Below are 20,298 nucleotides of genomic sequence, written 5' to 3' on the forward strand. Positions count from 1 at the left end.
AAGTCCACCAGGAGAGAGAGACAACATGCAACGCAGAACCTTCGTGACCGGCGCGGCCGGACTGGCCGCTTCCGTCGCGCTGCCGATGGCGCGCGCGCAGCAACTGCCCACCGGGCCGGTGCGCATCATCGTGGGCTTCGCGCCCGGCGGCGGCACCGACATCCTCGCGCGCGTCATCGGGCAGAAGCTCGCCGACATGTGGAAAACGCAGGTCATCGTGGAGAACAAGGCCGGCGCCTCCGGCACCATCGCCTCCGACTACGTGGCCAAGCAGCCGGGCGACGGCACCGTGCTGCACATGGCGCACATCAACAGCCATGCGCTCATGCCCAACCTGCAGAAGCTGGGCTACGACGCCGAGAAGGACTTCCAGCCGATCGCGCTGGTGGGCGTGACGCCCAATCTGCTGATCTGCGGCCAGATGCAGCCGGCCAAGACGGTGAAGGACCTCGTGGCGCTGTGCAAGGCCGAACCGGGCAAGATCAGCTTCGGCTCCGCCGGCCCGGGCTCCGCGCAGCACCTCGCGCTGGAGATGTTCATGCTGCAGGCCGGCGTGAAGGCGATCCACGTGCCGTACAAGGGCTCCGGCCCGATGCTGACCGACCTGATCGGCGGCCAGGTGCAGTACAGCTTCGACACGATGACGGCCGCCACGCCGCACGTGAAGAACGGCAAGGCCATCGCGATCGCCCAGACGCGCCAGAAGCGCGCCTCCGGCCACCCGAACGTGCCCACGATGTCCGAGAGCGGCTTCCCCGGCTTCGAGGCAACCACGTGGTACGGCCTGGTGGGCCCGGGCAAGATGCCCGTGGGCCTGGCCCGCCGCATGAACGAGGACGTGAACAAGGCCCTCGTCATGCCCGATGTCGTCGAGAAGCTGGAAGCCTCCGGCGCCGAGGACGGCGGCGGCTCGGTCGACAAGTTCCGCGAGTTCATGCACGTGGAACAGGTCAAGTGGGCCAAGGTCATCAAGGAAGCCAACGTCAAGGTCGACGCCTGACTTCCCGGCGCCTGCATCGGCATGTGCCGGTGCAGGCATTTTCCTGAACGCAGAGGTCGCAGAGGTTTCGCAGAGGTCGCAGAGGAACATCCACGGAAGGTTTTCTCTGCGACCTCTGCGTCTTCTCTGCGACCTCTGCGTTCGAAAGGGCTCGCGCCCGCACAGCAGAGACATTTCCGCATGAACGATACACAGCGCCCGCTCCCCCTCGCGGGCGTCCGCGTCCTCGACATCTCCCAGGTGATGGCCGGCCCTTACGCCTGCATGCTGCTCGGCGACCTCGGCGCCGACGTGATCAAGGTGGAGCCGCCCGGCACCGGGGACCAGACCCGGGGCTCCATGGGCTTCAAGATGAAGGGCGCCGACAGCCTCGGCTTCCTGAACATGAACCGCAACAAGCGCAGCATCACGCTGGACCTCAAGACCGAGGCCGGCAAGGAGGCGCTGAAGACGCTCGCGCGCGACGCCGACATCCTCGTCGAGAACTACCGCCCCGGCGCGCTGCGCCGCCTGGGCCTCGGCTACGACGTGCTGAAGGACATCAACCCGCGCCTGGTCTACACCAGCATCTCGGGCTTCGGCCAGACGGGCCCCTGGGCCGACCGGCCCGGCTTCGACCTCATGGCGCAGGCGATGTCCGGCGTGATGAGCGTGACGGGCTATCCCGATTCGCCGCCGGTGAAGGCCGGCGTGCCCGTGGCCGACATCGGCTGCGCGCTGTTCGCGATCTACGCCACGCTGGCGGCCTACATCGGCGCGAAGAACACGGGGCAGGGCCAGTACATCGACGCGGCGCTCTTCGACACCGCCATGGCTTTCTCGGTCTGGGACACCTGCGACTGGTGGGGCACCGGCAAGCCGCCGCAGCCGCTGGGCACGTCCAACAAGATGACGGCGCCGTACCAGGCGATGGCCTGCGCCGACGGCCACTTCGTGATGGGCGCCAACAACCAGAAGCTGTGGGTGCAGCTGTGCAAGGTCATGGGGCGCGAGGAGCTGCTCGAGGACCCGCGCTTCACCACGATCGCGCTGCGCCTGGCCAATCGCCCCGCGCTGCAGGACGAACTGGAGAAGACCTTCCGCACGCAGGGCAAGGACTACTGGGTGGAGACGCTGCTGGCCAACGGCATCCCCGCCGGCCCCATCCTCTCGTATCCCGAAGCCTTCGGCAGCGAGCACGCGAAGGTGCGCGGCATGCGCATGGAGATCGACCATCCGATGGAGGGCAAGGTGCCCAACATCGGCTTCGCCGTGAAGCTCTCCGGCACGCCGCAGCAGGTGCGCAGGCACCCGCCGCTGCTCGGCGAACACACCGAGGAAGTGCTGGCCGAAGCGGGGCTGGCCGCCGAGGACATCGCGCGGCTGCGCAGCGAAGGAGCGTTCGGGTCATGAGCAACGAAGGCGCCGTCCACCTCGCGATCGAAGGCCCGGTCGCCTCGATCACCTTCGACCGCCCCGAGGCGCGCAACGCGATGACCTGGGCGATGTACCAGCAGCTGCGCCGCCACTGCGAGCAGCTGCGCGAGAACAAGGCCGTGCGCGTGGTGCGCTTCCAGGGCGCGGGTGGCGAGGCTTTCGTCGCCGGCACCGACATCGCGCAGTTCCAGGACTTCACGAGCGGCAAGGACGGCGTGGAGTACGAGCACCGCATCGACGGCACCATGCAGCTGCTCGCGGCGCTGCCCATGCCCACCGTGGCCGTCGTGCAAGGCTGGTGCATCGGCGGCGGGCTCGCGATCGCGAGCACCTGCGACTTCCGCATCGCGACGCCCACGAGCAAGTTCGGCGTGCCGATCGCGCGGACGCTGGGCAACTGCCTGTCGATGGCGAACGTCGCGGGGCTCGTGGCCGCGTTCGGCCGTCCGCGCGTGCAGCGCCTGCTGCTGCTGGCGGACATCATCGGCGCCGAGGAAGCACAGGCTTGCGGCTACGTGCTCGAGATCGCCGCGCCCGAGGACATCGAAGCCGCCGCGCAGAAGCTGTGCGGCAAGCTCGCGAACCTGGCGCCCGTGACCCAGGCCGTGAGCAAGGAGGCGCTCGCGCGCCTGCTGCGGCACAGCCTGCCGGATGCCGAGGACCTCATCCGCCGCACCTACGGCAGCGAGGACTTCCGGGAAGGCGTGCAGGCCTTCGTGGGCAAGCGTCCGCCGGTCTGGAAGGGTCAGTAGCAACGCCGTCCTACGCGCCGCGCCGCGGGTGCTGCCTAGCATGGGTGCATCACGAGGTGCACCATGGCCGCGAAAGACGACTCCCCGCTGGGCTCCAGCAAGCCCGCCCGACCGGGCGACCCGCTCGACCTCGCCACGTCCGTGGCCGGCGAGGAAGACCCCGGCGCGTCCATCGACATGGCGCAGCCGCGCGGCACCGAAGGCCGCAACGACCAGCCGGCCGGCGAGGCGCCCACGCAGCCTTCCGGCGGTGGCGCGCAGGCGCAGATGGCCCCCGGCGACGAAGCGCCGGCCGGCACGCCCAGCACCGGCGAGAGCGTGTGCCCGCAATGCGGCGGCAGCGGCAAGCTGGGCGCATCCGCCTGCCCCAACTGCCTCGGCACCGGCAAGGTGATCGTGGGCATCGGCGGGGCCTGACCGGCGCGCCGATGCCAGGCGACCGCATCGGCGTCCTGCCTCCCGTCCGTGCGCTGCAGACGCGCAGCGGCCGCCTGGGCTACATGCTCTCCGGAACGGGCGATCCCACGATCGTCCTGGTGAGCGGCGCCGGCGTGAGCCTGCAAGGCTGGGAGGCCCTGTATCCGGGGATCGAACAGGTCGGCACCGTCTTCGGCTGGAACCGCTTCGGCCTGCAGGGCAGCGACCCGCCCGTGGAGCGGCAGACGGGCATCGTGGTGCTGGGGTCGCTGCGCGAGCTGCTCGGGTACAGCGGCCTGGAGCCGCCGTACGTGCTGGTCGCCCATTCCCTGGGGGGCCTGTTCGCCAACCTCTATGCGCGTGTCTATCCCGAGCAGGTGGCCGGCGTGCTGTTCCTGGAAGCCACGCACCCGGACGACCGCGAGCTGCTGCAGAAGCACGAGGAGCACCTCGTGCAGGCGCTCGGCAGGATGCAGGCGTTGCCCGAGATGTTCCTGCGGCCGAACGTCGAGCGTGAACTGGCCTGCGTGGACGACACGGTGCGCGAGATCGCGTCCGCCGGCCCTTTCCCCGACATCCCCGTGCGCGTGGTCACGGGCGGGCTCACGCCCCGGGGCGCGCTGATGTCGCCCGCCGCCATCGCGGCGAAGCGCGCGAACCAGCAGGCGCTCGCGCGCCTGTCGCCGCGGGGCGAGCACGTCATCGCGCAGAAGAGCGGGCACTTCCCGCAGCTCACCGAGCCGGACCTTGTCCTCTCCGTCCTGGAGGAGCTCTGCAGGCTGGTGGTGAGCGAAGCGAACCCCAGCTGACGGCGCCTCAGTCCCCCGCCTGCACCTCCACCCACTTGCGCCCGTTGAAATAGTGCACGCGCGACCGCTTCTCCAGGAACGCGTCCTCGATCCCCGCATGCTGGAACCGCACGACGATGCGGCCGCGCGCCTGGTTCTGCCGCCGATGCGCCTGCGTCGGGCCGATGGCGATCACGCTGCGCGAGAAGCCTATCCTGCCGCCGCCGACCTGCTGCAGGAAGTCGGCGTCCTTGCGCGCGGAGCCGGGCACTTCCTGCACGCCTTGTGCCGTGCCGCCCGGGTACACGAGGATGCGCGACGCGCGCGCGATCGAGCAGAGCACCGCCCAGTCGTCGGCATCGCTGCCGAGGAAGGTGCCGCGCGCGAAGTTGCCGGCGTTCTTCGCTGCGAACGCCTGCGGGATGCGGCAGCCGCGCCGCTCCAGGTCCGCGCGCACCGGCGCCGGCAGGGCCTGCACCTCCGAGGGCGCGAGGCGGCGCGTCGCGAGGTCGGCATCGCTCCATTCGTCCGCGTGCGCGGACGCCGAGAGGGCGAGGACGAGACTCGCCGCCACCTTCTTCATGCGAGCTTCACTCCGAGGGAGGACAGCGCCTCCTCGCCGGCGGGCGTGATACGCACCTCGCGCGAATGCTTCCTGCGCTCGATCCAGTGGCGCGCCTGCAGTTCGTCGGCGAGCGCGGCGCCGAGCGCGCCGCCGAGGTGGTCGCGGCGCTCGGACCAGTCGAGGCAGCGGCAGGCGAACTGGCGGCGGCGGGCCTGCGCGGCCTCCACGTCGACCCCGAGCTGGCCCAGGGCCTTCGTGCCGCGCGGCGTGAGCGCGAGCTGCTTGGGTTCGGCGTCGTCCTGCAGCCAGCCCTTGCGCAACATGTGCGCGAGCAGGCCGGTGCCGAGCGCACCCGCGAGGTGGTCGTAGCAGTAGCGCGCGCGGCGCAAGGGCTGCGGCGTCGACGGGCGCACGGCGGCCACCCGGCGCGGCGCCACGCGCATCAGGCTCTCCACGAGCTGCGCCACCTGCTCGGAGGCGAAGCGGAAGTACTTGTGGCGGCCCTGCGCGGCCGCCTCGAGGAGGCCGTCCTCCAGCAGGCGCTTGAGGTGCGTGCTCGCCGTGGCGGGCTCCACGCCCGCGCCCAGCGCGAGCTCCTTGGCGGTGAGCGCGCGGCCTTCCATCAGCAGGGCGAGCATCTGGATGCGGCGCGGGTCGCCCACGGTGGCGGCGATGCGCGCGAGGTCGGGTTCGGCTTCCATGCTTCGATCGTAGTCAAACCATTGGCGCTGGCCAAACCGCCGGTCGGGGGCCACACTGCGCCCATGGACGAACCGCGCCACGTGCTGGAGGCTCCCAGCCATGCCGACCCCTACGCCTGGTACGCACGCCTGCGCGTGAGCCGGCCCCTGTTCTTCGACGAGGGGCTGGGGCTCTGGGTGGCGAGCGGGCCGTGGCTGGTCGAGCAGGCCTTGCACCATCCGCAGCTGCGGGTGCGCCCGCCGGCGGAGCCGGTGCCGCCCGCGTTGCAGGGGCGCGCGGCGGGCGAGGTGTTCGCGCAACTCGTGCGCATGAACGACGGGGACTTCCACGCACGGCATCGGCCCGGGGTCGAGCAGGCGATCGTGCGCTGGGAGGAGAGCGCGGTGCAGCGCGCCGCGGAGGAATCCGCGAGCGACCTGGTCACTCGCTGCGATGCGAACGCGTTGCTGTCCGCCATCCCCGTGCAGGCGATGGCACGCATGCTGGGCGTCCCGCGGGACGCGCTCGATGCCACGGTCGCATGGGTGCATGCGTTCACGCGGGGCATCGCGGCCGGTGCGAGCGCCGGCGCGCTGCAAGAGGCCGACGCCGCCACGGTGGCCTTGATGGCGCAGGGCGAGCGGGAGGGCTTGCCGCACGTGCGTGCAGCGAACCGCATCGCCCTCATGCAGCAGGCGCTGGATGCGACGGCGGGCCTGTTGGGCAACGCGATCCGCGCCGCGCTGGACGGCGCCGGGGGCGACGCGGCGGAGATCGTCGCGCACGTGGCGCGCACCGATCCCGCGATCCACAACACGCGGCGCTTTGCCGCGGGGGACCTCGAGCTGGGCGGCTACGCCATTGCCGCGGGGCAGGGGCTCGTGCTGGTCCTCGTGCCCGAGCATCCGTTCGGCCGCGGCGCGCATGCCTGCCCCGGCGATCGCATCGCGCTGCAGCTGGCGGCGGCTGCACTGCGCACCTTGCAGTCGCACGCGCCCTTGTCGCGCATCTTCGGCCGGGCGAACGGTTACCGTCCGCTGCCGAACGCGCGCGTCCCCGTTTTCACTCCCGGAGCAACACCATGGTCACCGTGATCTTCGAAGTCTGGCCCGAGCCGCAGCACCGCCAGGGCTACCTGGACTGGGCCGCCGAACTGAAAGGCGAGCTGATGAAGATGGAGGGCTTTCTCTCCGTCGAACGCTTCCAGAGCCTGACCGACCCCGACAAGCTGCTGTCGCTGCAGTTCTGGCGCGACGAGGAATGCCTGGCGAAGTGGCGCAACCTCGAAGCGCATCGCGCCGCGCAGGACGCGGGCCGCCGCACCATGTTCAAGGAGTACCGCCTGCGCATCGCGGAGGTGACGCGGGACTACGGCAAGAACGAGCGGGCGCAGGCGCCGCGGGACTCGCGGCAGCGGCATGGGTGAGTCCCATCCTCACTTCGCCCCGGGCCACAGACCGCGCGCCATCGGCGAGCACAGGAACACGAAGGCCGCGACGTTGAGCACGACCGTTCCCCAGAACACGGCGCGGAACTCGCCCTTGGCCGACTTGTGCCGCAGGACCTGCTGCGCCAGCAGCGCGCCCGGCCAGCCGCCGGCGAGCGCGAGCAGGTGCAGGCTGCTTTCCCGGGTGCGCCAGCTCCCGTTCCGCGCAGCCGACTTGTCGATGGCATACGCGACGAAGGTGGCCAGGCTCGCGCCGACGTAGACGAGCGGAAACCATGCAGGCGGCCGCCACAGGACCGCGACGACCGCGCACAGGACGAGGAAGGGCAGCAGGACGAAGAGGGTCGCCGTGCCCCACCGGGCCGGCGATTCGCGCCTGCGCGGCGGCCGGGCGCGCGCAGCGCGCACCACCTGCACGTTGCGGGCCCGCTTCTTCCCCTGCGGGCCGGGTTCGACCTCGAACGAGAAGCGCTGGCCCGGCTGCGGCCGGCCGCCACCGCGCGGCAGCGACTTGATGTGGACGAAGATCGTGTCTCCCCCCTGGTCCGGTGCGAGGAAGCCGAAGCCGCGTTCGTCGTTCCAGGATTGCAGGGTGCCTTCGAAGCGCATCGGACCATGCTAAACGGACTGCGGTGGCGCCTCCTGCCCCGCCAGCACCTCCGGCGTCAGCTCGTGCACCGCGTCGTAGTGGGAAAGGTACACGCGGCCGCTCAGCGAGCGCAGGAAGTCCGTGTGCTGCAGGCGGTCCATCACGGGCCCTTTCACCTCCGACAGGTGCAGCCGGATGCCGGCCGCGCGCAGCCGCTCCAGGATCGTTTCCAGGCTCTCCAGCGCGCTGGCGTCGATCGCGTTGATGGCCGTGCACTGCAGCACCACGTGCTTCAGCTGCGGGCGCGCGGCCACGGCCTCGTTCACGGCGTCCTCCAGCGCGCGGGCATTGGCGAAGTAGAGGCTCTCGTCGACGCGCAGGCTCAGGAGGCGCGGGCTGGCCAGCACGCGATGGCGCAGCACGTTGCGGAAGTGCTGCGTGCCGGGCACGAGGCCCACGACCGCGATGTGGGGGCGGCTCGTGCGGTACAGGTGGAAGGCGAGCGACACGGCGACGCCGCTGACCAGCCCCTGCTCGACGCCGAGCAGCAGCGTCGCGACGAAGGTGGCGGCGACCGCGGCGAAATCGGACCGCGAATACGACCAGGTGCGGCGCAGCACGTCGAGGTCGACGAGCGACAGGACGGCCACCACGATCGTCGCGGCGAGCGTGGCCTGCGGCAGGTGGTAGAGCGTGGGCGTGAGCGCCACCGAAGCGAGGGCGATGCCGCCGGCCGTGAGGATGCCGGCCGCCGGTGTCTGCGCGCCCGCGTCGAAGTTGACCACCGAGCGCGCGAAGCCCCCCGTCACCGGAAAGCCGCCCGTGAAGGCCGCGGCGACGTTGCTGGCGCCCAGCGCCACCAGTTCCTGGTTCGGCTCGAGCCGCTGGCGCCGCCTGGCCGCGAGCGTGTGGCCCACCGACACCGATTCCACGAAGCCCACGATCCCGATCAGCAGGGCGGGTACGGCGAGGTCGCGCCAGAGCGCGGGATCGAACGGCGGCAAGGTGAGCGGCGGCAGCCCCGAAGGGATCGCGCCGACGACATGCACGCCGCGTGCGGACCAGTCGAAGGCCCACGCGAGCGTCGCGGTGACCGCGATGGCGCCCACCGGGCCCGCCTTGGCCAGCATGTCCGCCGGCCGCGCCCGCATGCCCCAGGAGAGCAGCAGCGGCTTCAGCCCCTTGCGCACCCAGAACAGGAAGGCCGTTGCCGCGGCGCCGATGGCGAAGGTGAGCCAGTGCACATCGGGCAGTTGCCCCGCCAGCGAGACGAGCAGGCGGGGCAGGTTGTCCCCGCCCGCCTTCACGCCCAGCAGCGTCTTGAGCTGGCTCGCGGCGATGAGGATCGCCGACGCGGAGATGAAGCCCGAGATCACCGGGTGGCTCAGGAAGTTCGCCAGTGCGCCCAGGCGCAGCACGCCCAGCACCAGCAGCATGAGACCGGAGAGGAGGGCGAGCGCCAGTGCGGCGCCCGCGTGCGCCGCGGGGCCCGCATTGGCGTACGGGGCGATGGCCGCAGCGGTCATCAACGAGACGACCGCCACCGGGCCCACCGCCAGCACGCGGCTGCTGCCGAACAGCGCGTACGCGAGCAGGGGCGCGATGCTCGCATAGAGGCCGTACTCCGGCGGCAGGCCGGCGAGCAGGGCATAGCCCAGGCTCTGGGGAATCAGCATGATCGTGACGATCACCGCGGCCAGCGCGTCGGCCGCGAGCGTGTCGCGCCCGTAGCCGCGTCCCCATTCCAGGAAGGTGAGCGAGGGCAACCAGCGCCGCCAGCGCGGCGCGCGGTTCAGTCCACCCGTTCGGGTTGCGCCATCCATTCCTTTCCTTTCAGCATGCCTTGCCAGTACAGGGGCGGCAGGATGCGTTCCTTGAGGTACCAGGCGAGCCGCGACGGACGCGTGCCGTCGATCAGCCAGGAGGGGAAACTCGGCGCCAGCCTGCCGCCGTAGAGGAACTCGGCGAGCACGATCTTGCCTTTCTCCACCGTGAGCGGGCAAGAGCCGTAGCCGTCGTAGCGCGCTTCGCCGCCGGCGTTGCCGCGCGCGGCCAGCACGTTGTGGGCGACCACCGGCGCCTGCTTCCGCGCCGCGGCCGCCGTCTTCGCGTTGGGCATGTTGCCCGCGTCCCCCAGTGCGAAGACGTTGGCGTACTTCCGGTGCCGCAGCGTGGCCGGATCGACGTCGACCCAGCCCGCGGCGTCCGCGAGCGGGCTCACCCGCACGAAGTCCGGCGCCTTCTGGGGCGGCACGACGTGCAGCATGTCGAACGCGCGCGTCACCAGCTGGCGGCTGCCGTCGGGGCCGGTGGTGGCAAAGGTCGCCTGCCGCGCCGGCCCGTCCACCGAGACGAGGTTCTGCCCGAAGTTCAGCTGGATGCCGTACTTCCTCACGTACTCCATGAGCGCGGGGACGTAGTCCTGCACGCCGAACAGGGCGGGCCCGGCACTGCAGAACGCCACCTCCACGTCCGGCAGGACGCCCGCGCGCCGCCAGAGGTCCGCGGACAGGTACATGGCCTTCTGCGGCGCACCGGCGCACTTGATCGGCATGGGCGGCTGGGTGAACACGGCGCGGCCGCGGCGCAGTTGCTGCACGAGCTGCCACGTGTAGGGCGCCAGGTCGTAGCGGTAGTTCGAGGTGACGCCGTTGCGCCCGAGCGTCTCCGGCAGTCCCGGGATCGCGTCCCAGTCCAGCTTGAGCCCCGGCGCGACCACGAGGTGGCGGTACTTCACGACGCGGCAGCCGTCCAGGATCACGGCGTCGCGCTCGGGCTCGAACGCGGCCACCGCGCCCTTGATCCAGTGCACGCCCCGCGGCAGCACGGAAGCCATCGTGCGCGCCGTCTCGCGCGCCTCGAACACGCCGGCGCCGACGAGCGTCCATCCGGGCTGGTAGTAGTGGACGTCCGCGGGATCGATGATCGCCACGTCCAGGTGCGGCTGCCGCCTGAGGAGGCTCGACGCGACCGCGATGCCGGCGGCGCCGCCACCCACGATCACCACCGCATGCGACGCGTCGACCACTTCCACCGGAGTCTTTCCCCCGTTCGCGATGCGGCGCACCACGCCCTTGAGGTCGTGACCCGCGGCCGCGGCGCGCTGCAGGATATCCGGCAGGGTGCGCCGCGTGGCCTGCGAGAGCGCCCACATGGTGGTGGAACGCATGCCCGTGCGGCAATAGGCAAGCACCGGGCCCGGCAGCTCTTGCAGCAAGCGTCCGAAGTCGCGCCCCTGTTCGTCGGTGACCTTGCCGGACTCCGCAGGGAGGTAGCGGGCGGCGAGCCCGTGTTCCTTGGCGGCCCGCTCGATCTCGGCGAAGCCCGGCTGGTCCGCGCCCTCGCCGTCGGGGCGGTTGCAGACGATGGCGCGGTAGCCGGCGCGTGCGATGGCCTGCACGTCTTCGGGCCGGACCTGGCCCGCGACGGCGAGTTCGGGCGCGAGGGATCGGATCTCCATGGTGTCCTCCGGTGCCTGGGCTACAGGGCGTTGAGCGGGATCTTCAGGTAGGACACGCCGTTGTCCTCCGCGGGAGGCAGCTCGCCGGCGCGGATGTTCACCTGCACCGCGGGGAGGATGAGCACCGGCATCTCCAGCGTGGCATCCCGCTTCGTGCGCATCGCCACGAACTGCTCCTCGGTGATACCGTCGCGGATATGGATGTTCTTCTCCCGCTGTTCGCCGACCGTGGTCTCGAAGGCCACCGGCCGCTGGTCCGGCGGGTAGTCGTGGCACATGAACAGCCGCGTGTCGCGGGGCAGCTCCAGGATGCGGCGCACCGACGCGTACAGCTTCCTCGCATCGCCGCCGGGGAAGTCGCAGCGGGCGGTGCCCACGTCCGGCATGAAGAGGGTGTCGCCCACGAACACCGCATCGCCGATGCGGTAGGCGACGTCGGCCGGCGTGTGGCCGGGGACGTGCATCACCTGGCCTTCGAGCTCGCCGATGCGGAAGGCCTCGCCGGCGCGGAACAGGTGGTCGAATTGCGAGCCGTCCTGCCGGAAGCCGGGCTCGAGGTGGAAGACGCCCTTGAACACCTTCTGCACCGTCGTGATGTGCTCGCCGATCCCCGTGCGGCCGCCGAGGCGCGCCTTGAGGTAGGGCGCGGCCGTCAGGTGGTCGGCATGGGCGTGTGTTTCCAGGATCCATTCCACCTTCAGGCGGTTCGCCTCCACGTAGGCGACGACGTCGTCGGCGGACGCGGTGCGCGTGCGGCCGGACTTGGGGTCGTAGTCGAGCACCGAGTCGATGATGGCGCAGGCGGTGCCCGGGCCGGCATGCACGACGTACGTGGCCGTCCAGGTGTTGCGGTCGAAGATGCCGTGCACTTGGGGTCGCGGGGAGGGGGTCATCGCAGCTCCTTTGTTAAGCTCCAAACAATATATTGACAGATAGATTGAAAGTCAATAGACTATCCTCAACTCGAAGATGAAGAACATGCCGGCCACCACCACACCCACCGTCCCGCTCGAGCAGATGCAGCAGGCCGCGCGCGAGGCGTGCGGCCTGCTGAAGGTGCTGTCCAACCCGGACCGCCTGCTGATCCTGTGCTACCTGTCGCAGGGCGAAGCGCGCGTGGGCGAGATGGAGGAGGTGCTCGGGATCCTGCAGCCCACCCTGTCGCAGCAGCTCACGGTGCTGCGCGAGGAGGCGCTGGTGACCACGCGCCGCGACGGCAAGAACATCTACTACACGCTCGCCAGCCCGAAGGCGCTGGCCGTGATCGAGATGCTGTACCTGCAGTTCTGCTGCGAGGATCCGGCGCCGAAGGCGCGCCGCAAGCCCAAACCGAAGGAGTAGTCCCTTGATCGACTGGAACCATTTCACCCCCTGGGCATCGCTGGCCGGCGGCGTCCTGCTCGGCGTCGCCTCGGCGGCGTTCATCCTGTTCAACGGCCGCATCCTCGGCATCAGCGGCATCGTGGGAGGCCTGCTCGGGCCGAAGCCGGGCGACGCCGGCTGGCGCATCGCCTTTCTCCTGGGGATGCTCGCCGCGCCGTTCACCTTCGCGCTGCTGGCACCCGCCGGCTTCCTGGCCGCGCCGCGCATCGACGCGGGCTATGGCGCCCTCGTGGCCGCTGGCCTGCTCGTCGGCTTCGGCACGCGCCACGGATCCGGCTGCACCAGCGGGCACGGCGTCTGCGGCCTCTCGCGCCTGTCGCCCCGCTCGCTGGTGGCCACGCTGGCCTTCATGGCCGCCGGCTTCCTCACCGTCTTCCTCGTCCGCCACGCCTGAAGGAGCGCCGCCATGCATCGCGCCCTCGAATTCGCCGTCGGCCTCCTGTTCGGTTGGGGGCTCCTGTTGTCGGGCATGACCGACCCCGGCAAGGTCCTGGGCTTCCTGGACCTCTTCGGGGCCTGGGACCCTTCGCTCGCCTTCGTGATGGGCGGCGCCATCGCGGTCGGGTTCTTCGCATTCGCGCTCGCGAAGCGGCGCACCCGGACCTTCCTCGGCGGCGCGCTGCACATGCCCACGCGTCGCGACATCGACAAGCCCCTGGTCGTCGGCTCGCTGTTGTTCGGTGCCGGCTGGGGCCTGGCCGGCTTCTGCCCGGGGCCCGGCATCGTCTCGATGGCGGCAGGACAGCCGAAGGCGGCGATCTTCGTCGCCGCGATGGTGGCCGGCATGCTCGCGCACCAGCTCCTGGACCACGCTTCGAGCCGCTCCCGCGCGGGCCAGCCGCGCTGAGAGTGGGGCATGCACTGGCAAGAGCAGGGAAAGCACCCCGACTACCGGTTCACGCTCGCCAACGAGCGCACCTTCCTCGCCTGGGTGCGCACCGCGCTCGGCATGCTGGCCGGCGGCGTGCTGCTGCACCAGCTGGCGCACAGCCTGGAGCCCCGGTGGGCGGTGGCCGCGCTGGCCGTCGCGCTCGCCCTGCTGGCGGCGTCCATGGGGCTGGCCGCGTACTTCCGCTGGAAGCACGTCGAGATCGCGATGCGGCACGACCAGCCGCTTCCCCGTTCGCTGCTGATTCCGGTGCTCGCCTTTTCCGTCGCCCTGATGGGCCTGCTGGTCGCCGTGATGCTCGCATGGCGCTGACCCGCGACCCCGGCCTGCAGCCCGAACGCACGGAGCTGGCGTGGGGCCGCACCTCGCTCGTCATGGCGGCGCACGCGCTGGTGGTCGTCCGGGCCGGGACGCAGTCCGGCGAACCTGCGCTGCTGCTGCTGGGCATCGTCGTGGCCGTGCTCGCGATCGGGCTGCTCGCGGCAGGGCAGGTCCGGCGCAGGCAGCTCGCGCGCTCGGTCGCAGCGCCTTCCGCGCGGCTGATGGCGTTCGCGGCCGGCAGCGTGGTCTTCGCTTCCGCCGTCGCCGTGCTCGCCATCGTGCGTTGACCTGGCGCAAGGAGGGCGGCCCATCCTGCGCCTAAGTTGTGGGCATGAGCGAGCCCATCCTCCGCATCACGCTGCAGCAGCAGGCCGACTACCGTTTCCTGGCGCACTTCGAGGGCACGGAGATCGATCCGCTGCAGACCGACGAGCCGCCGCCCCTGGGCGGGGGCACCGGCCCCGACCCGGCCCGTATGCTCGGGACCGCCGTGGCCAACTGCCTGGCGTCCAGCCTCTTCTTCGCGCTGCGGAAGTTCGGCAATGAACCGGGGAAGCTCCAGGCCCCGTGCACCGTGGCGCGCGAGCGCAACGCGCAAGGGCGGTGGAGGATCCCTCGGATCGACGTGGAGCTCCAGCTCGGCGTGCCGTGGGCGCGCCTGAAGCACGCGGACCGCGCCCTGGCGCAGTTCGAGGACTTCTGCGTGGTGACGCAGAGCGTGCGGGGCGGGATCGACGTGCGGGTGCGGGTGGTGGACAGCGCGGGCCAGGAGGCTCCACGAGAGGCCTGATCACAGCACGCCGGGATTGCGCAGCCACACCGACCACGTCAGCGCCGACGCGAAGCTGACCCACAGCAGGTAAGGCACGAGCAAGAGCGCGGCGACGCGGCTGCTTCGCCAGAACGCTACCGCCGTGGCGACGATCAGGGCCAGCAGCACCAGCACTTCGACCGCCGCGAAAGCGCCGCGGTGCCAGGCGAAGAACAGCCAGGACCAGAGGGCGTTGGCCGCGAGCTGGGCGAGGAAGAGGGCGAGCGCCGGGCGGGTGAGGCGACGCGCCCGCCAGACCAGCCACACGGAGATGGCCATCAGCGCATAGAGCACCGTCCACACGGGACCGAACACGCCGGCCGGGGGCGCCCACGAGGGTTTGTCCAGCTGCGCGTAGAACGCCGGAGCGTTCGCGGAAGCGATGGCACCGAGGGCGGCGGCGGCGAAGGTGAGGAGGAGCCAGCCAAAGAAGCCGGCGACGGACCTGGTGGTTCCCGGATTCACGTGGCCTCCGATGGTGCCATCTTCGCCGAACCCGTCTCGCATCGTGGCCTCACCTTCACCCAGTAGTACGCGAGCAACGGCCAGACAGGGGGGAGCAGCAGGAAGAGGGCCTTCGCCAGGATGATCGCCAGCTCCTTGCATGCGGTCCAGAACCCCATCTGGCCGGCATAGTTGCGGTCGGACAGCAGCGCGTGCGCCATCAGGCTGGTGGCCAGGTTGGCCGTGAAGAACGGAATCACGAGCAGCGCGATCTGGTATTGGGTCCGCAGGTCCTTGTCCTGGAAGGTCTTGTTCGGCAGGAGGTCCAGGATCGCCTGCGTCATGCCGAGGAAGATGGCGGAGATCAGCAGGAGCAGGATCGAAGCTGCGACGTCGAGCCATCGCGGGATGTCGCGCTCCCGGATCAGGAAGATCACCGAGGCAGCACAGACGACGCTGAGAGTGACGATGACGGCGAGCGCGACGCGGAATGAAGACATCGCGCGGAATATAGCGACTCCGAAAGAGAAAAGCGCCGCATGGCGGCGCTTTCCGGGGAGCCCTGGGTCCCCGCCTTCGCGGGGATGACGATAGGGGCGGGGATGACGGGAGGGGTAGCGCGATGACGGCTTAGGCCACCGTCTCCTGCTGCAGCTTCCGCAGGATCTGCCCCCCGCCGAAGCTCACCTGTTCGGGCGCCGTGCCGCCTGGCGTGACGCGGATCGCGCAGTACTTCAGCTCGGGGATCTTCGCGACGGGATCGAACGCGTCGTTCGTCACGCGGTTGATCGCCGCCTCGTAGTAGCAGAAGGGCACGAACACGGCCCCGCGCGGCGAGGTCTCGTCGGCGCGGCCGTACAGGGACACCTTGCCGCGACGCGACTCGATCGTCAGCAGCTCGCCCGGCTTCACGCCCAGTGCTTCCAGGTCCAGCGGGTGCACGAGCGCCACGGGATCCGGCTCGATCGCGTCCAGCACCGTGGCGCGGCGCGTCATCGAGCCCGTGTGCCAGTGTTCGAGCTGGCGGCCCGTGATCAGCACCATCGGGTACTCGCTGTCGGGGCGCTCGGCGGCCGGCACGATGTCGGCGGGAACGAAGCGGGCCTTGCCGTCGGCGCGCGGGAAGTCCTGCACGAACACCACCGGCTCGCCGGGGTCGCCTTCCTTCATGCACGGGTAGGTGACCGCGTGCTCGCGCTCCAGGCGGTCCCACGTGATGCCGCCGATGCTGGGCATCGTGTGCCGCATCTCGTCGAACACCTCGGAGACGTGCCTGTAGTTCCACTGCAGGCCGATGCGGTTCGCCAGCTCCTGGATGATCCAGAGGTCCTGCTTCGCATCGCCGGGCGGCGTCACGGCCTGGCGGCCCAGTTGCACCAGGCGGTCGGTGTTGGTGAAGGTGCCCGTCTTCTCGGGGAAGGCGCTCGCGGGCAGCACCACGTCGGCCAGGGCGGCCGTCTCCGTGAGGAAGATGTCCTGCACCACCAGGTGCTCCAGCTGCGCGAGCGACTCTCGGGCGTGGTTGGCATCCGGGTCGGACATCGCCGGGTTCTCGCCCATGACGTACATGCCGTGCACCTTGCCGTCGGCGATGGCGTGCATCACCTCCACGACGGTCAGGCCGGGCTGGGCGTCGAGCGTGCCGGGCTCCAGGTTCCAGTGCTTCTCGAAGCGGGCGCGGACCTCGGGCTCCACGACCTTCTGGTAGTCGGGGAACATCATCGGGATCAGGCCGGCGTCGGAGGCGCCTTGCACGTTGTTCTGTCCGCGCAGCGGGTGCAGGCCGGTGCCGGGACGGCCGATCTGGCCGGTGAGCAGCGACAGCGCGATCAGGCAGCGCGCGTTGTCCGTGCCGTGCACGTGCTGCGACACGCCCATCCCCCACAGGATCATGGAGGCGCGCGAGGTCGCGAACATGCGCGCCACGTCGCGCAGCGTCCCGGCGTCGATGCCGCAGACGCCTGCCATCTCCTCGGGGCTGTAGCCCACCAGGTTCTTCTTCAGCTCCTCGTACCCGATGGTGCGGTCGTCGATGAAGCTCTGCGCCACCAGGCCCTCGTGCACGATGACGTGCATGATGGCGTTGAGCATCGCCACGTCGGTATCGGGCTTGAACTGCAGGTGGCGGTAGGCCAGGCGCGTCAGGTCCGACTGGCGCGGGTCCATCACGATCAGCTTGGTGCCGTTCTTCGCCGCGTTCTTCATCCAGGTGGCGGCCACCGGATGGTTCACGGTCGGATTGGCGCCGATGACGACGATCACTTCGGCCTTGGTCACGTCCATCACGGGGTTGGACACGGCGCCGGAGCCTATGCCTTCCAGCAGCGCCGCCACCGAGGAGGCGTGGCACAGGCGCGTGCAGTGGTCGACGTTGTTGCTGCCGAAGCCGGTGCGCACCAGCTTCTGGAAGAGGTAGGCCTCTTCGTTGCTGCCCTTGGCGGAGCCGAAGCCGACCAGCGCCTTGGGGCCCTTCGTTTCGCGGATGGACTTCAGCTTCGAAGCGGAGAGCGCCAGCGCTTCTTCCCAGGTCGCTTCGCGGAAGATCTCGTGCACGCGCTCCGGATCGAAGATCGCCTTCGGATCCTTGGGTGCGTCCGCACGGCGGATCAGCGGCGTCGTCAGGCGCTGCGGGTGGTGCGCGTAGTCGAAGCCGTAGCGGCCCTTCACGCACAGGCGGCCGTGGTTTGCGGGGCCGTTGCGGCCTTCCACGAACAGGATCTTGTTGTCCTTGACGTTGTAGGTGAGCTGGCAGCCCACGCCGCAGTACGGGCAGACCGAGTCCACCTGCTTGTCCGGCACCGGCAGGGCGGCGCCGCGCGCCGGCATCAGCGCACCGGTGGGGCAGGCCTGCACGCATTCGCCGCACGCGACGCAGGTGGAGACGCCCATGGGGTCATCCATGTCGAACACGATCTTGGCATGCTCGCCGCGGAAGGCGAGGCCGATCACGTCGTTCACCTGCTCGTCGCGGCAGGCGCGCAGGCAGCGCGTGCACTGGATGCACGCGTCGAGGTTGACCGCGATGGCGGGATGCGAGAGGTCGGCGCTGACCTGGCCGCGCGAGGGGAAGCGGGGCTTGCCGACGCCGAGCTTCGCGGACCATTCGTCCACCTCGTTGTGGCGGGTGTAGTCCGTCTCGGGCATGTCGGACTGCAGCAGCTCCAGCACCATCTTCTGCGCGGCCACCGCGCGCGGCGTGTCGCTCTTGACGTCCATGCCGGGCGTCGGCGCGCGGCAGCAGCTCGGGGCCAGCACGCGCTCGCCCTTGATCTCCACCATGCAGGCGCGGCAATTGCCGGCGGTGTCCAGGCCCGGCTTGTAGCAGAGGCGGGGGATCTCCACGCCTTCGCGGTCGGCCACCTGGATCACGGTCTCGTTCGCGCGCGCCTCGACCTCCCTCCCGTTCAGCGTGAACTTCACGACGGGCGTTTCGATCTGGGCCAGTTCGGCGCGGGTGACGGCGTTCATGCTTGTAGTTCCTGAAAGACAGAACATCGAACGCAAAGAACGCAAAGGTTACGCAAAGGACGCAAAAGGAAGAAAGGATTTCTCATTGCCTCTTTTGCGTCCTTTGCGAATCCTTTGCGCCCTTTGCGTTCGGATGTCCGTATTGGCTGTTCCGTGTTCCGCTTCATCCCAACTCGTGCGGGAAGTACTTGATCACGCAATCGAACGGGTTTGGCGCGGCCTGGCCCAGTCCGCAGATGGATGCGTCGCGCATCACCTGCGACAGTTCCGCCAGCAGCGGCAGGTCCCACTTCGGTGCCTGCATCAGGGCGTAGGCCTTCGCCGTTCCCGACCGGCACGGCGTGCACTGGCCGCAGGACTCGTCGCGGAAGAAGCGCAGCGTGTTCCTCGCCGCGGCCGTGGCCGTGTCCTTGTCGGAGAGCACCACCACCGCAGCGGAGCCGATGAAGCAACCATGGGGCTGCAGCGTGTCGAAGTCCAGCGGGATGTCGTTCATGCTCGCCGGCAGGATGCCGCCCGAGGCGCCGCCGGGCAGGTAGGCGTAGAACTTGTGCCCGTCCGCCATGCCGCCGCAGTACTCGTCGATGAGCTCCTGGATCGTGATGCCCGCCGGCGCGACCTTCACGCCCGGGTTCTTCACGCGGCCGGAGACGGAGAAGGACCGCAGCCCCTTGCGCCCGTTCGCGCCCTGGGACGTGAACCAGGCGGGGCCGCGCTCCAGCAGCTCGCGCACCCAGAACAGCGTCTCGAAGTTGTGCTCCAGCGTCGGCCGCCCGAACAGGCCCACCTGCGCCACGTAGGGCGGGCGCAGCCGCGGCATGCCGCGCTTGCCTTCGATGGACTCGATCATCGCGGACTCTTCGCCGCAGATGTAGGCGCCCGCGCCGCGGCGCAGCTCGATGCGCGGCAGCCCCTGCGACGGCGGGTCGTTCTGCAGGCGCGTGAGCTCCTGCTGCAGCAGCGTGCGGCAGCCGTGGTACTCGTCGCGCAGGTAGATGTAGATCGCGTCGATGCCGACCGCCCAGGCCGCGATCAGCATGCCTTCGAGGAAGCGGTGCGGGTCGCGCTCCAGGAACACGCGGTCCTTGAAGGTGCCGGGCTCGCCCTCGTCGATGTTGATCGCCATCAGGCGCGGCGCGGGCTCGTTGCGCACGATGCGCCACTTGCGCCCGGTGGGGAAGCCGGCGCCGCCCAGGCCGCGCAGGCCCGTGGCTTCCAGGGTGGAGATCACCGATTCGACGTCGCGCTGGCCGGACAGGCACTGCTCCAGCAACTGGTAGCCGCCGGCCGCACGGTACTGCGACAGGCCCATGTAGCCCTCGGGCTCGTGCTTCGTGGCCCCTTCCTTGACGCATTCCACGACCTTCTGGGTCGTGGCGCACGGCACCGGCTTCTGGCCAACGACGGCGGCGGGGGCCTGCTCGCAGCGGCCAATGCACGGCGCGGGGATCACGCGCACGTCGCGGCCGAGCAGGGCGGGCAGCTTCTGCAGCAGTTGCTGCGCGCCCGCCAGCTCGCACGACAGGCCGTCGCAGACGCGCACGGTCAGCGCCTGCGGCGCCTCGTCGCCTTCCTTGACGATGTCGAAGTGGTGGTAGAAGGACGCCACTTCGTACACCTCGCTCTGGGCGAGGCGCATCTCCGTCGCCAGGGCGGAGAGATGCGCCGCCGAGAGGCAGCCGTAGTGGTCCTGGATCCTGTGCAGGTGCTCGATCAGCAGGTCGCGCTGGCGCGATGCATCTCCGAGCAGCTGCCGCACTTCGGCCAGCGCCTGGTCCGTGGGCTTGCGCCCCTTCGGACCCTGGCGCTTGCGCTCCCGCAGGACGGGAGAGGCCGCGGCGATGGGGATGACGCGCGATCCTGCCAT

General features: G+C 70.3%; 23 protein-coding genes. 13 read left to right on the top strand and 10 right to left on the bottom strand.

Annotated features, from left to right (window positions below; all coding sequences use genetic code 11):
* Positions 1-25 precede the first annotated feature (25 nt).
* From H8N03_RS09505 to H8N03_RS09525, 5 genes are all read left to right on the top strand, one after another.
* Positions 26-1,000 (top strand): Bug family tripartite tricarboxylate transporter substrate binding protein, encoded by a 975-nt coding sequence (locus H8N03_RS09505; protein ID WP_187075925.1) that lies wholly within the window; start codon positions 26-28, stop codon positions 998-1,000.
* Positions 1,001-1,180: 180 nt separating this feature from the next.
* Positions 1,181-2,392: a CaiB/BaiF CoA transferase family protein gene (locus tag H8N03_RS09510; RefSeq protein ID WP_187075926.1), complete on the top strand. Its 1,212-nt coding sequence runs from the start codon at positions 1,181-1,183 to the stop codon at positions 2,390-2,392.
* Positions 2,389-3,168, top strand: coding sequence for an enoyl-CoA hydratase/isomerase family protein (locus H8N03_RS09515; protein ID WP_187075927.1), 780 nt, complete (start codon positions 2,389-2,391; stop codon positions 3,166-3,168). Before H8N03_RS09510 ends, H8N03_RS09515 begins: the two co-directional genes overlap by 4 nt.
* Before the next feature lie 63 nt (positions 3,169-3,231).
* On the top strand, positions 3,232-3,585 hold the full coding sequence (locus H8N03_RS09520; protein ID WP_187076211.1) for a hypothetical protein: 354 nt from the start codon (positions 3,232-3,234) through the stop codon (positions 3,583-3,585).
* Positions 3,586-3,596: 11 nt separating this feature from the next.
* A complete protein-coding gene (locus H8N03_RS09525; protein WP_187075928.1) occupies positions 3,597-4,394 on the top strand; it encodes an alpha/beta fold hydrolase in 798 nt (265 codons plus the stop codon).
* Positions 4,395-4,401: 7 nt separating this feature from the next.
* On the opposite strand, the gene H8N03_RS09530 is transcribed toward H8N03_RS09525, so the two are convergent.
* Positions 4,402-4,956 (bottom strand): hypothetical protein, encoded by a 555-nt coding sequence (locus H8N03_RS09530; RefSeq protein ID WP_187075929.1) that lies wholly within the window; start codon positions 4,954-4,956, stop codon positions 4,402-4,404.
* Complete coding sequence (locus H8N03_RS09535; RefSeq protein ID WP_187075930.1) at positions 4,953-5,639, bottom strand: ArsR/SmtB family transcription factor; 687 nt, start codon at positions 5,637-5,639, stop codon at positions 4,953-4,955. The genes H8N03_RS09530 and H8N03_RS09535 overlap by 4 nt, the downstream gene beginning before the upstream one ends.
* A 63-nt stretch (positions 5,640-5,702) precedes the next feature.
* Between H8N03_RS09535 and H8N03_RS09540 the strand changes: the two genes are divergently transcribed.
* Together H8N03_RS09540 and H8N03_RS09545 are read left to right on the top strand one after the other, a co-directional pair.
* Positions 5,703-6,713 (top strand): cytochrome P450 family protein, encoded by a 1,011-nt coding sequence (locus H8N03_RS09540; protein ID WP_187075931.1) that lies wholly within the window; start codon positions 5,703-5,705, stop codon positions 6,711-6,713.
* Positions 6,701-7,045 (top strand): antibiotic biosynthesis monooxygenase family protein, encoded by a 345-nt coding sequence (locus tag H8N03_RS09545; protein WP_187075932.1) that lies wholly within the window; start codon positions 6,701-6,703, stop codon positions 7,043-7,045. Before H8N03_RS09540 ends, H8N03_RS09545 begins: the two co-directional genes overlap by 13 nt.
* A 9-nt stretch (positions 7,046-7,054) precedes the next feature.
* On the opposite strand, the gene H8N03_RS09550 is transcribed toward H8N03_RS09545, so the two are convergent.
* Genes H8N03_RS09550 through H8N03_RS09565 form a run of 4 tightly spaced genes read right to left on the bottom strand, consistent with a single transcriptional unit; the run spans position 7,055 to position 12,008 of the window.
* Positions 7,055-7,675, bottom strand: coding sequence for a cold shock and DUF1294 domain-containing protein (locus tag H8N03_RS09550; RefSeq protein ID WP_187075933.1), 621 nt, complete (start codon positions 7,673-7,675; stop codon positions 7,055-7,057).
* Between the two features lie 9 nt (positions 7,676-7,684).
* Positions 7,685-9,478, bottom strand: a complete 1,794-nt coding sequence (locus tag H8N03_RS09555) for a SulP family inorganic anion transporter (protein ID WP_187075934.1) — start codon at positions 9,476-9,478, stop codon at positions 7,685-7,687.
* Positions 9,448-11,115: a bifunctional protein tyrosine phosphatase family protein/NAD(P)/FAD-dependent oxidoreductase gene (locus H8N03_RS09560; protein ID WP_187075935.1), complete on the bottom strand. Its 1,668-nt coding sequence runs from the start codon at positions 11,113-11,115 to the stop codon at positions 9,448-9,450. Before H8N03_RS09560 ends, H8N03_RS09555 begins: the two co-directional genes overlap by 31 nt.
* 20 nt (positions 11,116-11,135) lie before the next feature.
* Positions 11,136-12,008, bottom strand: coding sequence for an MBL fold metallo-hydrolase (locus H8N03_RS09565; protein ID WP_187075936.1), 873 nt, complete (start codon positions 12,006-12,008; stop codon positions 11,136-11,138).
* Positions 12,009-12,093: 85 nt separating this feature from the next.
* On the opposite strand from H8N03_RS09565, the gene H8N03_RS09570 reads away from it, so the two are divergent.
* The 6 genes from H8N03_RS09570 to H8N03_RS09595 are packed head-to-tail and all read left to right on the top strand — an operon-like array spanning position 12,094 to position 14,498.
* On the top strand, positions 12,094-12,456 hold the full coding sequence (locus H8N03_RS09570; protein ID WP_187076199.1) for an ArsR/SmtB family transcription factor: 363 nt from the start codon (positions 12,094-12,096) through the stop codon (positions 12,454-12,456).
* Between the two features lie 4 nt (positions 12,457-12,460).
* On the top strand, positions 12,461-12,892 hold the full coding sequence (locus H8N03_RS09575; RefSeq protein ID WP_222622920.1) for a YeeE/YedE family protein: 432 nt from the start codon (positions 12,461-12,463) through the stop codon (positions 12,890-12,892).
* Between the two features lie 12 nt (positions 12,893-12,904).
* Positions 12,905-13,345 carry a YeeE/YedE family protein gene (locus tag H8N03_RS09580; RefSeq protein WP_187075937.1) on the top strand — a complete coding sequence of 147 codons (441 nt, stop codon included), beginning with the start codon at positions 12,905-12,907 and terminating at the stop codon, positions 13,343-13,345.
* Positions 13,346-13,354: 9 nt separating this feature from the next.
* Entirely contained in the window at positions 13,355-13,699 is a 345-nt protein-coding gene (locus H8N03_RS09585) for a YidH family protein (protein WP_187075938.1), read from the top strand.
* On the top strand, positions 13,690-13,995 hold the full coding sequence (locus H8N03_RS09590) for a DUF202 domain-containing protein (protein WP_187075939.1): 306 nt from the start codon (positions 13,690-13,692) through the stop codon (positions 13,993-13,995). The genes H8N03_RS09585 and H8N03_RS09590 overlap by 10 nt, the downstream gene beginning before the upstream one ends.
* Positions 13,996-14,039: 44 nt before the next feature.
* Positions 14,040-14,498, top strand: a complete 459-nt coding sequence (locus tag H8N03_RS09595) for an OsmC family protein (protein ID WP_187075940.1) — start codon at positions 14,040-14,042, stop codon at positions 14,496-14,498.
* Here H8N03_RS09595 and H8N03_RS09600 read toward each other — a convergent pair whose 3' ends face one another.
* From H8N03_RS09600 to H8N03_RS09615, 4 genes are all read right to left on the bottom strand, one after another.
* Positions 14,499-14,984, bottom strand: coding sequence for a TspO/MBR family protein (locus tag H8N03_RS09600; protein ID WP_354005099.1), 486 nt, complete (start codon positions 14,982-14,984; stop codon positions 14,499-14,501).
* Positions 14,981-15,463 carry a hypothetical protein gene (locus H8N03_RS09605; protein ID WP_187075942.1) on the bottom strand — a complete coding sequence of 161 codons (483 nt, stop codon included), beginning with the start codon at positions 15,461-15,463 and terminating at the stop codon, positions 14,981-14,983. Before H8N03_RS09605 ends, H8N03_RS09600 begins: the two co-directional genes overlap by 4 nt.
* Positions 15,464-15,593: 130 nt before the next feature.
* A complete protein-coding gene (gene fdhF / locus H8N03_RS09610) occupies positions 15,594-18,431 on the bottom strand; it encodes a formate dehydrogenase subunit alpha (protein WP_187075943.1) in 2,838 nt (945 codons plus the stop codon).
* A gap of 163 nt (positions 18,432-18,594) precedes the next feature.
* A complete protein-coding gene (locus tag H8N03_RS09615; protein ID WP_187075944.1) occupies positions 18,595-20,298 on the bottom strand; it encodes an NAD(P)H-dependent oxidoreductase subunit E in 1,704 nt (567 codons plus the stop codon).

Origin of the sequence: Ramlibacter cellulosilyticus (assembly GCF_014297465.1) — a bacterium.
Taxonomy (GTDB): domain Bacteria; phylum Pseudomonadota; class Gammaproteobacteria; order Burkholderiales; family Burkholderiaceae_C; genus Ramlibacter; species Ramlibacter cellulosilyticus.

Coding starts and splice junctions, on each gene's coding strand:
- H8N03_RS09595 (WP_187075940.1), top strand. CDS start 14,040: ATGAGCGAGCCCATCCTCCGCATCACGCTGCAGCAGCAGGCCGACTAC.
- H8N03_RS09515 (WP_187075927.1), top strand. CDS start 2,389: ATGAGCAACGAAGGCGCCGTCCACCTCGCGATCGAAGGCCCGGTCGCC.
- H8N03_RS09550 (WP_187075933.1), bottom strand. CDS start 7,675: ATGCGCTTCGAAGGCACCCTGCAATCCTGGAACGACGAACGCGGCTTC.
- H8N03_RS09545 (WP_187075932.1), top strand. CDS start 6,701: ATGGTCACCGTGATCTTCGAAGTCTGGCCCGAGCCGCAGCACCGCCAG.
- H8N03_RS09590 (WP_187075939.1), top strand. CDS start 13,690: ATGGCGCTGACCCGCGACCCCGGCCTGCAGCCCGAACGCACGGAGCTG.
- H8N03_RS09565 (WP_187075936.1), bottom strand. CDS start 12,008: ATGACCCCCTCCCCGCGACCCCAAGTGCACGGCATCTTCGACCGCAAC.
- H8N03_RS09530 (WP_187075929.1), bottom strand. CDS start 4,956: ATGAAGAAGGTGGCGGCGAGTCTCGTCCTCGCCCTCTCGGCGTCCGCG.
- H8N03_RS09615 (WP_187075944.1), bottom strand. CDS start 20,298: ATGGCAGGATCGCGCGTCATCCCCATCGCCGCGGCCTCTCCCGTCCTG.
- H8N03_RS09560 (WP_187075935.1), bottom strand. CDS start 11,115: ATGGAGATCCGATCCCTCGCGCCCGAACTCGCCGTCGCGGGCCAGGTC.
- H8N03_RS09555 (WP_187075934.1), bottom strand. CDS start 9,478: ATGGATGGCGCAACCCGAACGGGTGGACTGAACCGCGCGCCGCGCTGG.
- H8N03_RS09580 (WP_187075937.1), top strand. CDS start 12,905: ATGCATCGCGCCCTCGAATTCGCCGTCGGCCTCCTGTTCGGTTGGGGG.
- H8N03_RS09525 (WP_187075928.1), top strand. CDS start 3,597: ATGCCAGGCGACCGCATCGGCGTCCTGCCTCCCGTCCGTGCGCTGCAG.
- H8N03_RS09520 (WP_187076211.1), top strand. CDS start 3,232: ATGGCCGCGAAAGACGACTCCCCGCTGGGCTCCAGCAAGCCCGCCCGA.
- H8N03_RS09570 (WP_187076199.1), top strand. CDS start 12,094: ATGCCGGCCACCACCACACCCACCGTCCCGCTCGAGCAGATGCAGCAG.
- H8N03_RS09505 (WP_187075925.1), top strand. CDS start 26: ATGCAACGCAGAACCTTCGTGACCGGCGCGGCCGGACTGGCCGCTTCC.
- H8N03_RS09585 (WP_187075938.1), top strand. CDS start 13,355: ATGCACTGGCAAGAGCAGGGAAAGCACCCCGACTACCGGTTCACGCTC.
- fdhF (WP_187075943.1), bottom strand. CDS start 18,431: ATGAACGCCGTCACCCGCGCCGAACTGGCCCAGATCGAAACGCCCGTC.
- H8N03_RS09535 (WP_187075930.1), bottom strand. CDS start 5,639: ATGGAAGCCGAACCCGACCTCGCGCGCATCGCCGCCACCGTGGGCGAC.
- H8N03_RS09605 (WP_187075942.1), bottom strand. CDS start 15,463: ATGTCTTCATTCCGCGTCGCGCTCGCCGTCATCGTCACTCTCAGCGTC.
- H8N03_RS09510 (WP_187075926.1), top strand. CDS start 1,181: ATGAACGATACACAGCGCCCGCTCCCCCTCGCGGGCGTCCGCGTCCTC.
- H8N03_RS09540 (WP_187075931.1), top strand. CDS start 5,703: ATGGACGAACCGCGCCACGTGCTGGAGGCTCCCAGCCATGCCGACCCC.